10 protein-coding genes, 1 pseudogene and 1 riboswitch are annotated in these 15548 nt (G+C 46.3%); of the genes and pseudogenes, 4 read left to right on the top strand and 7 right to left on the bottom strand.

Annotation, left to right across the window (positions count from 1 at the left end; all coding sequences use genetic code 11):
* Nucleotides 1–142: 142 nt before the first annotated feature.
* From E2K52_RS05845 to E2K52_RS05830, 4 genes are all read right to left on the bottom strand, one after another.
* The gene (locus tag E2K52_RS05845; RefSeq protein ID WP_151204217.1) at nucleotides 143–1309 is read right to left on the bottom strand and encodes an acyl-CoA desaturase; all 1167 of its coding nucleotides are present in this window, start codon (nucleotides 1307–1309) and stop codon (nucleotides 143–145) included.
* Nucleotides 1310–1706: 397 nt separating this feature from the next.
* Nucleotides 1707–2420 (bottom strand): glycerophosphodiester phosphodiesterase, encoded by a 714-nt coding sequence (locus tag E2K52_RS05840; RefSeq protein WP_151204216.1) that lies wholly within the window; start codon nucleotides 2418–2420, stop codon nucleotides 1707–1709.
* Between the two features lie 141 nt (nucleotides 2421–2561).
* The gene (locus E2K52_RS05835) at nucleotides 2562–3146 is read right to left on the bottom strand and encodes a cob(I)yrinic acid a,c-diamide adenosyltransferase (protein ID WP_151204215.1); all 585 of its coding nucleotides are present in this window, start codon (nucleotides 3144–3146) and stop codon (nucleotides 2562–2564) included.
* Nucleotides 3147–3241: 95 nt separating this feature from the next.
* Complete coding sequence (locus E2K52_RS05830) at nucleotides 3242–5092, bottom strand: TonB-dependent receptor plug domain-containing protein (RefSeq protein ID WP_151204214.1); 1851 nt, start codon at nucleotides 5090–5092, stop codon at nucleotides 3242–3244.
* 37 nt (nucleotides 5093–5129) lie between these two features.
* Nucleotides 5130–5338: riboswitch (cobalamin riboswitch) on the bottom strand.
* Nucleotides 5339–5482: 144 nt separating this feature from the next.
* On the opposite strand from E2K52_RS05830, the gene E2K52_RS05825 reads away from it, so the two are divergent.
* On the top strand, nucleotides 5483–6124 hold the full coding sequence (locus E2K52_RS05825; RefSeq protein WP_151204213.1) for a phosphoribosylanthranilate isomerase: 642 nt from the start codon (nucleotides 5483–5485) through the stop codon (nucleotides 6122–6124).
* The gene (gene trpB, locus E2K52_RS05820; protein WP_151204212.1) at nucleotides 6108–7337 is read left to right on the top strand and encodes a tryptophan synthase subunit beta; all 1230 of its coding nucleotides are present in this window, start codon (nucleotides 6108–6110) and stop codon (nucleotides 7335–7337) included. The genes E2K52_RS05825 and trpB overlap by 17 nt, the downstream gene beginning before the upstream one ends.
* Nucleotides 7338–7581: 244 nt before the next feature.
* Here trpB and polA read toward each other — a convergent pair whose 3' ends face one another.
* Nucleotides 7582–10347: a DNA polymerase I gene (gene polA, locus E2K52_RS05815; protein WP_151204211.1), complete on the bottom strand. Its 2766-nt coding sequence runs from the start codon at nucleotides 10345–10347 to the stop codon at nucleotides 7582–7584.
* A 163-nt stretch (nucleotides 10348–10510) separates the two neighbouring features.
* On the opposite strand from polA, the gene E2K52_RS05810 reads away from it, so the two are divergent.
* A complete protein-coding gene (locus E2K52_RS05810; RefSeq protein ID WP_151204230.1) occupies nucleotides 10511–13213 on the top strand; it encodes a DUF2339 domain-containing protein in 2703 nt (900 codons plus the stop codon).
* A 67-nt stretch (nucleotides 13214–13280) separates the two neighbouring features.
* On the opposite strand, the gene E2K52_RS05805 is transcribed toward E2K52_RS05810, so the two are convergent.
* Complete coding sequence (locus E2K52_RS05805) at nucleotides 13281–14204, bottom strand: mechanosensitive ion channel family protein (protein ID WP_151204210.1); 924 nt, start codon at nucleotides 14202–14204, stop codon at nucleotides 13281–13283.
* 9 nt (nucleotides 14205–14213) lie between these two features.
* On the bottom strand, nucleotides 14214–15035 hold the full coding sequence (locus E2K52_RS05800; RefSeq protein ID WP_151204209.1) for a hypothetical protein: 822 nt from the start codon (nucleotides 15033–15035) through the stop codon (nucleotides 14214–14216).
* Nucleotides 15036–15137: 102 nt separating this feature from the next.
* Here E2K52_RS05800 and E2K52_RS05795 point away from each other — a divergent pair.
* Nucleotides 15138–15548, top strand: a pseudogene (locus E2K52_RS05795) (type II secretion system protein GspE); the annotation flags it as partial.

Genomic DNA, 15548 nt, shown 5'->3' with positions numbered 1-15548 from the left:
ATGCGCATGCCATATTTGCCATACTCAGCTTAATTTAAAATTCCAGGTTTAAAATCGGAGAATGATCCTTAAAAAAAACGAAGGAGCTTATTTCTAAACTCCTTCATCGAATTGTATCGCCTAAACAGGACAGTTAATAAAATTACTGTGACACCGGCGCTTTCTTTAAATTACGCACCAACAGATTCAGGGTCTCACGATGGTGGGAAAGACGCTGTTCCACCAGCTGGAATTCAACTTTCAGCTTGTCATCCATCTGGTGAATTTTCTCTGCCATAGCAGCCCTTTTGATCTGGATTTCCTGTTCTTTTAATTTGGCCCAGTCATTTAAGGTGTGGGTAAATGCTTCATATTCCAGAGCAATTTTGCTTTTGACATTGGCCATGTCTTCAGTCACGTTATGACCATATACTGCCAGATCCTGCTCGGCATATTTGAACCGCATCGCCAGTTCTGCTTTTTTGATATTAAAACTCGGAATACGGCGCAGATTTTTTGCCAGTCCCAGTTTTGAACAGCTCCAGATCAGCCATTTGGTTGGATCATACTGCCACCATTTCACGCCATTACGGTAATCGTACTGGAAAATGTGATGATAGTTATGATAACCTTCACCCCAGGTCGCAATTGCCAGCCAGAAGTTGTCACGCGCCGTATTTTCATCGGTATATGGGCGTGAACCCCACATGTGGCACAACGAGTTGATAAAGAACGTTACGTGATGGCTTAGAATCAGCCGCACCAGACCACCCAGTAGCAATACGCCCCAGACATCCCCCACAGCCCAGCCAATTGGCAGTAGGATGGCAGCATGGACTGCAATTACCAGAGGGACATAATATTTGTGCTGGAACATCACCACTTTATCATTCAGCAAATCAGGTGCATTTTTATAATTCGGTTCCGCGGCAGGATAATCGCGAAGCATCCAGCCTAGGTGTGCATACCAGAAACCGTTGTTAATAGAATAGGGATCTTTTTCCACATCATCCACATGGCGGTGATGGGTACGATGACCAGAACCCCAGTACAAAATACTGTTCTGTACGGCAAAGGTTCCCATAATCATCAGAATGATTTTTAAAGGCAAGGTGGCCTCATAAGCACGATGTGCCCAAAGGCGATGGTATCCCGCTGTAATACCCAGGCTACTCACGCCCAGTAGAACAAACATGCTGATCCAAGCGGCAAGGCTGAAATCATGGTGATACGCATATAAGGGAATTGCGATCACAGCGACAATGGGCAAAACCACCAAAGCAAAGACTGCGACCCAATTAATTGGGGCTTGAGGTAGGGGAGCATTCATCTCCAACAGCACTCCTGGAACCTGGGAAGGTATAACAAAAAGCAGAGACTACTGCCTGATTTAACAGCAGCAAACTGGTTCATCTTAGCACGCCCCCTGCACCATCACTAGCATTATTGTACAATTGTATTGTACTGGCCGGTAACAGGATAATGAGGGTCTTGGAGGTTATTTTTCTCATCAAGAAAGCATGTTGTTTTCTATTAAATATTTAATCTTTATGAATATTATTAATCTGTCTATGGGGTTAAAACACTTTAAGTGAATATTGGCTTTTGATCCTGAATTCACAGATATAAAACAGGGGAAAAAGAAAATATAACCCGATTTTTGGAAATTTTTATTCTAAAAAATAAGATGGATAAACCTGAATCAAAAAGCAGCGTAATATTACACTTTAAAGTTGCTGCATCATTAATTTGGGATAATCAGTAATCAGGCCTTGAATGCCCCAGTCGCGTAACTCTTTGGCACGGGTCACATCATTGACTGTCCACACGCTAATGCTAAGTGCTGCAGCCTGAGTGGTCCGAATGATGTCTTTGCTGGCTAATTCATCCATCCAGCCAATCTGGCAGCAGCCCAGTTGCAGTGCCTGATCAATCGCCAGATATTTCACATCCGTTTCGACTAAAAGGCCGCGTTTTAAACGGGATTTTTGTTGTTGCAGGGCTTGATGAATTTTGAGGTCAAAACTGGTGATGACGACAGACTGTTCAAAGCCTTGCAATTGCTGTTCGAGTTCAGTGGTGATTTTTTCAGCGTCCGCTTCAGAGGCCACACTTTTGACTTCGACTTCAATATGATCAAAATTCTGAATGATCGTTAAGGTCTGATCCAGCAGAGGCGTGGCTTCAACCTTATGCCATTCCGACCAGCTAACGGCCTGGTTATATAAGGACAGATCCTGACGGCTACATTCATAGAGCGGTTTTTGTAAACCGGTGGTGCGCACAAAGTCATCATCATGCATGATGATCAGTGCATTGTCCTTTAGTTGGCGTACATCAAACTCGACCGCGCTAATTCCAATATCCTGAATGTACTGAAAACCGCCAAGCGTGTTTTCCGGTGCTTCGCCACGCGCACCACGATGACCAATTATGCGCATAGACTGCTCATAAATTGAGAAGGTGAATTCATTATAGGTGTGCGATATGACAAAAAATGATAAGCCCTATTGTCGTCAGATGCTGTGTAAATTCAAGCTACATCTGACGCGTATTTTTAGATGCTAAACTGAAATATAATTTTACTTTTCGATGCTGTCATTGATGTTTTTCTGCCACAGAACCTCTAAACCGCCTTCAGCACGCTGCCAGGTACGTGAGGCCACAAACAGCCAGTCAGAGAGACGATTCAGTAACTGTAGCGAAGCCGCTTGAATATTCTGGTCACGGGAGTGAACCGACATTACGCTGCGTTCTGCACGGCGACATACTGCACGAGCCTGATGGGCAAAACTGCAGACCAAACTACCCGCAGGCAAAATAAAGTCTTTCAGCATCGGTAAGGCTTCATTCATGCGGTCAATATCATTTTCTAGAAATTCAATGGCAACGGGTTGTACCAGATTAAAGTTGGGAATGCAGACTTCACCTCCCAGATCGAACAGCCAGTGCTGGATCAGACTCAGGGATTTATCCCAAGTGGCTTTATCTTCGATTGAACTTACGGAAATTTGTGCGCGTAATACCCCAATAATTGCATTCAGCTCATCCACATCACCCAGTGCAGTGATGCGTAAATCATCTTTAGCCACACGTGAGCCATCGCCCAGTCCTGTGGTGCCTGAATCGCCGGTGCGGGTATAGATTTTACTTAAACGGTGGCCCATGATAGATCCTAAAATAATTAAATGCGGTAAATAAAAAGAATCATGCCATAGGCATGACATGATTCTCAAAAGTATTTATTTAAACTGTTGTGAACTTAATATTTGAAAGTAACACCAGCAGAGGCGAGTCGGCCACCGTTGATGTAATATACCCCATCCAGACTGCCATCATAAGCTGCCTTATATTCCACATCACCAATATTTTGGATGTTGCTAAAGAGCTTGAGGTTAGGGTTGATATTCCAGTAACCATGCAAGTCGACTGTGGCATAGCCCGGTGTATGCTGAGCAGTATCCCAGTCTTTGGCTTTAGACTTGGCAATTAGAGCTGCACTAAGGCCGTATAATTCATTTTGAATACCAGCCGATATAGTTAGAGTCTGGCGTGGACGACGAAGTAAATCGGTATCGCTTATCTCGTTACTTGCCTTTACATAGTGATAGCTGGTTTTTGCAAAGTAATCATTCTGCTTCCAGTTGAGGAAGGCTTCAGCACCTTGCATACGAGCTTCTGCAATGTTGTCGAGGCCCCACGGTGCAGTAGAGGCATAGTCAATCAGTTGATCAATATCGGTATGATAGACAGAAGCTCCCCAGTTCCATGCTGTATTGATTTGATGGTCAAAACCTAGCTCATAAGAGGTGCTTTCTTCAGGCTTTAGATCGGGATTTGCTGAAGAGCCGTAATAGAGGTCATTAACAGTAGGTGCCTTAAAGGCTGTCCCTATATTGCTATAGAGACTGAAAGCCGGAGTCAGGTGATAACGTGCGCCGGCCTGAGCCACATTATGGGAACCATATTTTTCATGATCTTCGATACGATAGCCAGCTTGGGTGCTTAAACGATCAGATTGATATTGATGCTGAATATAATAACCTGTGGTGTCCAAAGCCTGATCGAAAGAGGATACAGCTTTATTGGTTTTGGTTTCCAGGGTTTTATGGGTGGTGCCAAGTGTAATGTTTTGACGCGAACCTAGCTGCTGTTTAAGCATGAGTTCATATTCGTTAGACGTATATTCCGTTATTTCAAAACTGTTTAGCTGTTCCAGATAGTCTTCAAAACGCGAAATACGTGCATCGGCCCTTAAGGTCGGCTTAAGTTGGGTATATGCTTTTAAAGTCGTAATGTTGTTTTTGAAGGCTTGAGCCTTGTCGACGTAACCCGCGCTGTTCCAGTCAAAAGCTTGATAAACCGAAGTCCCTTCATTTTCATTATAGTCCACGCTGAAACCATAGTGGTCTTTGGCCACTCCTGCTTTGGCAGAAAAACCTTTTTGATCATAATTAGATGGAGTCGCATCGGCATGATCAGTAATGTGAGTTCCATCACTTTCAAGGCGTTGGCCACGCAGCTGTGCAAAGAAATCATCTTGTGCAAAATCTGCCCCGATCAGGCTTTTATAGGTATGATGTTCACCGGCTTCAGTTGTTATAAATGCAGCAGGTTTTGTCGGAGTTTGAGAAATAATCTGAACCACGCCCCCAATGGCATTCGTGCCATACAGGACAGAAGCAGGGCCTTTGAGTACTTCAATTTGCTTAATGTCGGTAGTATCTAGAAAGTTTAAAGAGGCAAGACCATTGGCTTCGTTATTGAGGCGGACGCCATCACGCATGACCAGAGTGTGGTCTGAATCTGTACCGCGCATGAAGATTGAGGTTTGCTGACCATAACCGCCAAGCTGTACGACATTGATTGCTGCTTCGGAGCGGAGTAAATCGGCCAATTGTGCGATAGGTGATTGCTCTATGATTTCAGGATCAATGATATTAATCCGCGCCGGTACATTTTCAATTTTTTCTTCCGAACGGGTTGCCGTCACCACAATGGTATCCAAAGATGCTTGTGCAAATTTTTGCTCGGTAGCATACACAGATGAAGTAAAACCCAACGCAAGCGCGATTGCACCTACCAAGGCAGTAGGTTGAAATTGAATAGACATGATATGTGCTCCATACATTCACTCCCCGTGAATGATTGAGTTAAAGAACACAACAAGCAGGTATCCGGACTTAAATGCAGTATTTCGCTACTTACTTATCCACCTTCCCACATCGAATATGCAGTGGCGTAAATCAACAGGATTTATAAAGATAAGCTTTTCATTTTTTACCGTTGCGGGGGCAGTGCTGGATTTACACCAGCTTCCCTAAAGCGAAAGGCTTTGACTTGTTGCAAGTTGTGCGCAGTATAAAGTTGGACACAGATTTAAACAATCTGAATTGAGAATAATCCGTATGAACTTTACGCAAGTTTAAAAATTTGCATTACAATGATTCGCCCCAATCTCATAGATCGGCTATGACATGGGTAGATGTAGAGCCAAAAAACGATGCGAACCCGTGCCAAAATTTGCGGAATTACCCGTGTTGAAGATGTACACGCCGTTGTTCGGGCCGGTGCCGATGCAATCGGATTTGTGTTCTATCCGCCGAGTCCGCGCAGTGTGACAGTGATACAGGCAGAAGCTCTCATCCAGGCCGTACCCGCCTATGTACAGGTGGTTGGGCTATTTGTGAACAGTACGCTTGAAGAAATTCAGCTTCTTTTAAAAACCGTGCCGCTGGACATTTTACAATTTCATGGTGACGAAACACCTGAACAGTGCCAAAGTATGGCACAGGCTGTAAGTCGGCGTTGGTACAAGGCCATTCAGGTCAAACCGGAGCTGAATATCGTTGCAGAAATTCAACGCTACCAGAAGGCAGGGGCTAGTGCCGTGCTGTTAGACGCATGGCATCCTGAACTAAAAGGTGGCACCGGGCACAGCTTTGACTGGAACACATTTCCCCAACTCAATATTCCTTTGATCTTGGCAGGGGGGTTAAATCCTGACAATATCGAACAGGCAATTCTCACCACACATGCGTATGCGGTGGACGTGAGCGGCGGTGTCGAGTCCGCAAAAGGTATTAAAGACCAACAACTCATCGAACGCTTTATGCAAGGAGTCCTACGTGGATCAGCAAAATAATGTGATTGACTATACCCAATTCCCGGATGAACGCGGGCATTTCGGTATTCATGGCGGGCGTTTTGTGTCAGAAACTCTTATGGCAGCTCTGGAAGACCTGGAGAAGCTGTATTTCCGTATGAAAAATGACGAACAGTTTTTGGCAGAATTCGACCGTGACCTCGCTTACTACGTAGGTCGTCCAAGTCCGCTTTATCATGCTGAACGATGGTCGAAAGAGTTGGGTGGTGCGCAAATTTACTTGAAACGTGAAGACTTAAACCATACAGGTTCGCATAAAGTTAATAACACAATTGGTCAGGCGCTGCTGGCAAAACTGTCTGGTAAAAAACGAATTATTGCCGAAACAGGTGCGGGCCAGCATGGGGTGGCAACCGCAACAATTGCTGCACGTTTGGGCCTTGAATGTGTGGTTTTTATGGGTGCAGAAGACGTGAAACGTCAGGCGATGAACGTCTATCGGATGCGTCTGCTCGGTGCGACTGTAGTACCGGTGGAAAGCGGCTCTAAAACCCTGAAAGATGCCATGAATGAAGCCATGCGTGACTGGGTGACCAATGTGGATTCAACTTATTATGTGATTGGTACGGTGGCAGGCCCACATCCGTATCCGCAGCTGGTTCGTGATTTCCAGTCGATTATCGGTCGTGAAGCACGCCGTCAGATTCAGGAACAGGCTGGCCGTTTACCGGATGCACTGGTGGCCTGTGTGGGTGGTGGTTCAAATGCGATGGGCCTATTCTATCCGTTCTTGAACGATCAAGATGTGAAAATGTATGGTGTTGAAGCAGCAGGCTATGGCATTGAATCCGGCAAGCATTCTGCACCTTTAAATGCAGGTCATGTCGGAGTATTGCATGGTAACCGGACTTATTTAATGTCTGATGATCAAGGTCAGATTATTGAAACCCATTCAATTTCTGCGGGGCTGGATTATCCGGGCGTGGGGCCTGAGCATAGCTTCCTGAAAGATATGCACCGTGTCAATTATATGCCGATTAATGATCAGGAAGCTTTACAGGGTTTCCGTGATTTGACCAAAATTGAAGGTATTATTCCTGCGCTGGAAAGCTCGCATGCAATGGCTTATGTGACCAAACTTGCTCCAGCGATGGATAAGGATCAGATCATTATTGCGACGGTCTCGGGCCGTGGAGATAAGGACTTGATGACGGTCGCGCGTATTGATGGTGTAGAAATGGTAGAAATGTAATCGGACTTTGAACTGTCTTATTTCAACCTGAGAAACTTACACGATTTTCATCGTTGAGCTTATTAGTCCTTCTCTGATAACTTTCCGAGAAGGACAGCATAGACTCTAGTCAACTTGAAACAGCACCTGAAAATTGCAGGTACTGTTTCATTAAAGACAGTATAAAGTAAAGCAAGAAGCGGCTATCAATAGCCGCTTCTTGCTTGTAATGCTTCTCCGCTTTCATCAGGAGAAAAATGATGGCTTAATGTGCTTCATCCCAATTCTTGCCCTTACCAACTTCGACTACGAGCGGCACAGAGATTTCAATCACCGATTGCATGACCTTAGCCAGTTTGGGGGCCAGCTCATCAGCAATGGCTTCATCGACCTCAAATACCAGTTCGTCATGCACTTGTAGCAGCATTTTAGCCTGATCTTTAGGCAGCATTTTGTCGACTTCGACCATGGCTATTTTAATAATATCGGCTGCCGAGCCCTGTAAAGGCGCATTAATAGCAGCACGTTCTGCGGCCTTGCGTACCATCATGTTACGCGCATCAATGTCCGGAGTATATAGACGGCGTCCAAGAATGGTTTCAACAAAGCCTTGTTCCAGAGCAACCTGACGGGTGCGCTGCATATATTCATAAATTCCCGGGTAACGGCGGAAATACTGTTTGATATATTCCTGTGATTCCTGACGGGTAAAGCCGAGCTGGCGCGTCAGGCCAAATTCAGACATGCCATATAACAGGCCGAAGTTAACAGCCTTGGCCTGACGACGCTGGTCACTGCTGACCTCTTCGAGTGGAATACCCAGAACTTCGGCAGCAGTACGGCGGTGTACGTCCTGTCCATGAATAAAGGCATCGACCAGCGCATCATCCTGAGACAGATGTGCCATCAGGCGTAACTCGATTTGTGAATAGTCGGCTGCCAGCAGGACGCGACCTTCGGGTGCAATAAAGGCTTTACGGATTTGACGGCCGATTTCGGTACGAATCGGAATGTTTTGCAGGTTCGGATCGGTTGAAGATAAACGACCAGTCGCAGTGAGTGCCTGATGATAACTGGTATGGACGCGATGTGAGCTATTATTGACCTGCTTTAACAGGCCATCGGTATAAGTGCTTTTTAGTTTGGACAGACCGCGATACTCCAGAATCAGTTCGGCAATCGGATGTTCCAGTTTTTCTAAAACGCTTTCACTGGTGCTGTATTGTCCGGTCGCGGTCTTTTTACCGCCTTTTAAACCCAGTTTTTCAAATAAAACTTCACCGACCTGTTTCGGAGAACTGACATTAAACGCTTCACCGGCCATTTCTGTGATCTGGTTTTCTAAGGCTTGCATGGTTTTAGAAAAATCGCAGCTCAACTGATCCAGAAAGCCGAGGTCAAGCTGAATCCCGTTTTCTTCCATGCTGGTCAGGACGCGTGCTACCGGCATTTCAATATTGTGCAGAAGATTGACCAGTTCCGGATAGGCTTGCAGTTTTGCACTTAAAACTTCATAAAGTCGATACGTTACATGCGCATCTTCTGCGGCATAGTGCGTTGCAGTCTCAATCTCAATCTGGTTAAAGGTTTTCTGTTTGGCACCTTTACCGGCCACCTGTTCATAGGTGGTGGTTAAATGGCTTAAATAAAGACGTGCGACATCATCCATGCCATGCCGGGTTGCAACCGAGTTAAGGACATAAGAGGCGAGCATGGTATCAAAATACCAGCCTGCTAAATGAATACCGTGATTCTCCAGTATATGTGCATCGTATTTCAGATGATGGCCAATTTTCTGAATCGCCTCATCTTCCAGAATCGGTTTGAGCTGCGCCAGAATATCTTCACGATTGAGCTGTTCAGGTACACCTTCATAATCATGTGCCAGCGGGATGTAATAGGCATTTTCTGCATCAAAAGCCACTGAGAAACCGACAATTCGCGCCACGCGATAATCCAGACTGGTGGTTTCGGTATCAAAAGCAAAGCGTTTTTCTGTGCTGAGACGCTCCAATAGCTGGTCCCAGTCGTCCTGATTTAAAACTGTATGATAGGTCGCCTTACCGAGCTGGTCATTCTCACTACTGAGCGTTGCTTGCTGGTCATCCACCTCTTCAGGCTCAGAGGCGGCTTTGGCAGTCATAGATTGGGCCGCCTGTTTATAATTGCGGTTATTCGGGTTATGAGGATGATCCAGCGACTGTAACTGATTACGGAATTCCAGCTCGGTATACAGATTGCGTAAAGCTTCAACATTCGGTTCTTGCAGCTTCAGGTCCTCATAGCCAAAACTCAAATCCAGATCGCAAATAATACTGGCCAGTTGATGATCCAGAGTGATGCCCTCGACATTGTCTTTAATATTCTGGCCGACTTTCCCTTTGATCTTGTCGACATTTTCCAGAATGCTACCGATGCAGCCATATTCAGTCAGCAGTTTGGCAGCAGTTTTGGCACCCACTCCCGGTACACCTTTAATACCATCCGAGGCATCACCCATCAGGGTCAGATAGTCAATGATCTGGTTGGGCCACACGCCAAACTTTTCAAAAACCCCATCGACATCCATTGGTTTTTCTTTAAAGCTGTCTTCCAGGGTCACTTTGTCGGTGACCAGCTGGGCCATATCTTTATCACCGGTAGAAATCAGTACCTGATGGCCCAGCGCTTCGGCACGTTTGGCCAGGGTGCCAATGATGTCATCTGCCTCAGCACCCGGCAGCATATGTAAGGGAATGCCCAAGGCACGGATCAGGGCATGTAAATACGGGATCTGCTGAGATAATTCTTCCGGCATGCTGGGACGGTCACCCTTATAAATCGGTGACAGTTCATGGCGGAAGGTCGGTTCTGGTGTATCGAAGATCACAGCCATATAAGTCGGCTGGGTACGGCGCATCAGTTTTTGAATGGCAGAAATCGCACCACGAATTGCATTGGTGTGCAGACCGGTTGACGTGGTTAATGGTGGTACTGCGTGAAAGGCACGAAATAAAAAGTAAGAGCCATCGACCAAGACAAATGGTGGCATGTAATCAATTCCTTATTCAAAAAACTGCTTTATTGTACGTGATTTTTACTGCACTCGCTGAGGCAAGTCCCGTTCCACAGCTTAGCGAATATCGGGTGAAGATGAAATAAGCAGTGCCAGCTGTTGTATGATGGAAAAGTTCAGGAGAGAGAGAATGATAAGAATGACAGCAGGGCAAAATGAGTTGCGTATGATCTGGCTGATTAGCCTTTTTATTATTGGGGTCAGTGCCTGGTATCTGGACTTGCAGATCGTTACTTATTTATCTGGCTTGGGCTTTTTGATCAGCGTGATGCAATATATCAGTGCGGTGGAAACATCAGTACGTGATATGGCCAGTCCGGCGCAGCGTATTGTTCCGGCCAACTCTAAAGTTCCACTGTATATCTCTTCTATTATTGCGATTGTGGGTGGGGTAAGCGAACTCAACTGGCTAATGGGCATCGGGGTAACTGCCTGGATTTTCTTTCTCTTGCGCTGGCTGCAACGTCTGGAACGGAGTGTCCTTCAGCTACAAGCGCGCCATCCATCTGCAAAGCAGGCTCATCCAAACAGCATGCCAGAAGATATGGCAGAACCGGTAAGGGAGTCATCTGTTTCGGAACAGCCACAGCTTATTGAACAAATCCAGCACTGGATTTTTCGTGGTAATCCGGTCTTAAAAGCTGCAATTACCATTCTGGTGATTGGCATTATTTTATTATTGCGTTTTGCGACAGAGCACTGGCAACTCAGCCTGGCGGTGAAATTAGCACTGGTGGCGTTGGCTGCCCTCATGGTGACCGGACTGGGCTATGCTTTAATGGTGAAAAACCGGAGTTTTGCTCTGGCACTGGAAGGCTTGGGGCTGGGTGCTTTGTTCCTGACCTTATTTTTTGCCTATTACAGTCTGGTGATTCCTGGCTTGGTGCTGGCCGCTCTGGTTTTTATGATTATTCTGGCGCTGACCCTTTACTTAAGTCTGAAACAGGACAGTATTGAACTGGCAGTGATGGCCTTATTTATAGCGTATCTGGCGCCGTTTACCCTGCCAATTCGAGATGCTTCTGCGGTGGAGTTTATCAGCTATTATCTGCTGATCAATATCGGGGTATTGTTGCTGAGCAGTTTCAGGCCCTGGAAAATTCTGAACCAGATTGCTTTTTTGGTCACCGTCATGGTCGGTGGACTCTATAGCCTGATACATGGCACCACCCATGAACGCTATCGTATGACCGCTCTGATTCTGGCCCATAGCACAGTCTTTATCTGGCTGGGTTTTCGCTTTAGCCAGTTGCTGGCCAAGCAGGATCTGTCCCGTTTTCGCTTAAAACCGGTACTTGATCTGGCCCTCATTTTCGCTGCCCCGATTATTGCCTATCTCTTTTTATACCTGATCCATTTTAACCAGCCTGAGCAGAAACTCTGGCAAGCCGGTTTAAGTCTGCTATTTGCTTTGGTCTTTGCCATCTGTTGGCACGTGGTTCGTCATAGAGAAACGGTTCAGATCATTTCACAAAGCTATCTGAGCCTGATGCTGATTTTCCTGGCGCTGATTCCACCTATTTTATTGACAGAGCAGTGGAGCGTGGTGGGCTGGGCTGTTGAAGGACTACTCATCTATCTCTGGGCTCTGGAAAAAAATATCCGTGTCGCACATTACCTGAGCATGGGACTGTTGCTGATGGCAGGACTCAGTAGCCTGTATTATCTGGTTGAGCTTAATCCCATACCTCGAGAGATCTACTGGATTCTGAGCGTCTGTTATGTGGCCGTGGTCTTTCTTAGCCAGCTCAAAGCCGAATACCGCCAGCAGCTGAATAGTTTCAGTATCAGCTTTCTAAGCCTACTCAGTTTTGCCGCAACCCTGATTCTCTTTGCCTTGCTAGAAGATGAGTTTGCTCAGGACTATGCCTATAGTTTGAGCTTGTTCAGCCTTACGCTTGGTTATGTCATTTTAAGTGAAATCGTCCAGCATAAACATCAGGAATGGGGCTGGTTATTGCCCAAATGGAGCGGGCTTACACCTTTGATGGTGATTGCAGTCATCGTGGCTGTGGATCATAGTCAGAATGCCGTACTGGTCTGGCAAAGTGATCTGGAACGTGGCGTATTTGGCCTCTCAGCGCTATTGCTGACTACGTTATGGCTAAGACCGATAAAGGGCATGGAGCTGTCTAAAGAGTGGATGAGTTTTGGTGGATTCAGCAGTTTGGCCTTGGCCAGCCTCTGTCTGATGCCGAGCATGCCTTATCTGAGTATGGTGATTTTACCGCTGGTTTTCTGGCTCTGGTGCTATAGGCAACCAGCAAATTCAGACTGGTGTTTGTTCTGGCAGAGTAAAAGCTGTCTGTTTCTGATGGGAGGGTGGTTACTGTGCTCACAACTTTTCAATCGGCAAGCTTTTGAATACTACTGGCTGCCGCTACTCAATCCCTTTGATCTGATTAGCTTGGCGATGCTGACCAGTTTTATCTGGATGCTGTTACAACAAATTCGGGCCGGACAGGACCGCGGCATGATGTCGGTGTTGATGGTACTGAGTCTGCTGTGGCTGTCGAGTTATATCGTTTTACGCGCCTTACATATGTATCTGCAAACCCCCTTTAATAGTCTGGCGCTATGGAGCAATGCCACAGTCCAGCTGAGCCTGACCATCCTGTGGGTATTGCTGGCATGGGTAACCATGTGGACTGCAACCTTAAAAAAACTTAAACCGATGTGGGTTCTAGGGGGCAGTATTCTGGTGATAGTCAGTTTGAAACTGGTGTTATTCGACCTGTCGCATACTGGTACGCTGACCCGGGTGATTTCTTTCCTGCTGGCTGGTGGAGTGATGTTATTCATTGCCTATATTGCACCGATGCCAGAGGGAGAAAAGATCTAAGAAGAGCTTCAAGATGGTTTGAGTAGTTCACCCCCTCCCTTGGTAAAAGGGAGGGGGTGGAACGACATTATTTTAAATACGGCTCTCTTTTTAACTCTTTTTCATTGGCATATTGGTCAATCTCTGCATTTTCCAGTGGGCGGGACAGTGGATGATCGACAAAGCCCATTTTCGGAACTGGAATCTCAATCTGGTTGTCGACAAAGCCGTTACGAATCCGTTCCTGCATTTCATCTCGTACTTGCAAATAATTTTCCTGCTGACACCAAATGGCAAACAGTAATTCAATTGAAGATTCACGGAAGGCAGTCACTGTTACCGCCGGTTTCGGATCAGCCAGAACTAGCGGATATTTATTGGCAACATCAAGCAGTACTTCACGCACTTTAATAATGTCTTCATGAAAGTTAATCGCCAGAGTAATCGGAATGCGCCGGATCGGGAATTTGGACAGGTTCTGTACTGGGGCACGAATCAGCTGTTCATTCGGCAAACGCACATAAATATTGTCCTGGGTCAAAAGCTTGACCGAGAGCAAGTCAATAGAGATGACTTCACCTTCAATTGCATGTCCGCGAATTAAGGTAATCTGAATAGTGTCGCCCACCTCAAAAGAGCCTTCGCCAATCAGGAACAGTCCGCTGATCAGGTTGGAAGCAGACGTTTGTGAAGCAAAACCCAGAGCGACTGTTAAAATCCCCGCAGCACCCAGGAAGACACTCAGTTTAAAGCCGGCTTCTTTCAAGCTGGCCATAATGAACAGCAAGAAGATGAAATAAAAAATCCCGCGCCGCCAGACCAGTTTCTGATGCGCATTGAAACGCATACCGATAGTGCGAATAAACGTATTGGAAACAAAACGTGCAATCAGAAAACCAATAAAACTTAATACCACTGCCACCAGAACTTCAGTCAGGCGCTCCGTATTAATATTGGTAAATACGGCCTTGAGACTGCTGGTGATTTCGGCTGGAAGACTCGAATTAGGCATCACACGCTCTTAGAAAAATGAATCAAACATATTAAATAAATTTCCCGCCGGATCACGCGGTGGATGTAAATAATTAACTTCGCCTGCATGGGGAGGAGTGCGGTTTTCCACCCGAATCCGCGGCGGACGGTCCAGTCCTTCATGCAATACTTTAATTTGAGATGTCCATAAGCGCCCAGTACTTTCACTATAAAAGAGGGGCAAGGCCAGAACGGGAACACTCATGCGGTCAAAACGCAGCTGCTGGTGACTGGTATTATGAAACTCAATTGGGGTGACAGCCCGAAACGCACGGGGACGAAATTGCTTCAGTTCAGTCCGGCCATCGACCGCGGTAGCATAACAAATTTCACCCGAGCGATGATTCGGTCCGAACCAGGTGTCTTTGGGTAGAATTACCGGAAGATCAAAAATGGGTTCACGTTGACCTTCGACAAAACCGGCAATCCAAAGCGGGGTACTGATATATAAAGTCCCGCGCTGACCGGCTGGAATATAAATCGGATCAACCGGTTTAATCACTACCGAGCGATCAGCCAGGCGAGGCATCAGCTGCAGTTTGCTTTGAGTCAGCTTGAACATATAGCGTTCGATTTTGACCGGCGAAGGGAAGGCAAAATGTGGATCATCAATCTGATGCCACTGCTGCTCATAATCATACTGTACCGCAGGCCGGTAATATTCCAGACGCCACTCCTGCAAGCCGCGGGTCAGGCGGAACAGCAGGGAGCCGAATTGCCAAGCCTTAGATTCATTAATTTCAAAATTCTGCTCTCCCCACCACTGTATTTTGGGAGATGTTAAGCTATATTCCTCTTGATCTTGTGACAATCCTGGCTCCCTTTCTTGCTAAATCTTTGAAAACATACTTCACGCTGTCATATGCTTAGAGTACACTCAATTTAAATTTTTTCATCATTATTATAATCTGCAATGCAAGTACTGAAACAATTACAAATTCCATATAGTTTCGCCAAGCGTCATGGTGTGCTGTTGCGTTATGAGGGTGATCAGGCCTTCATTGTCCGCCGGGACAATACCTCCATGCTTGCATTGCAGGAAGCACGCCGCTTACTGGGACATCCTGCGCATTATCTGCTGTATAGCGAGCAGGAATTTAACCAGTTGCTGAGTGCCAGTTTTGCTGGCGACAGTGGCGAGTCGCAGCAGGTCGCAGCTGGTCTGGAAGACCATCCCGACTTGCTTAGCCTGGCCGAATCGGTTCCGGAAGCTGAAGACCTGATGGATCAGGAAGATGATGCGCCCATTGTCCGGCTGATTAATGCCTTATTGTCCGAAGCCATTCGGGTAGGTGCCTCGGATATCCATGTCGAATCATTTGAG

It is taken from the genome of Acinetobacter sp. RF14B (assembly GCF_006864105.1).
GTDB lineage: Bacteria > Pseudomonadota > Gammaproteobacteria > Pseudomonadales > Moraxellaceae > Acinetobacter > Acinetobacter lwoffii_C.
This window is presented reverse-complemented; position numbering and strand designations above follow the sequence as displayed.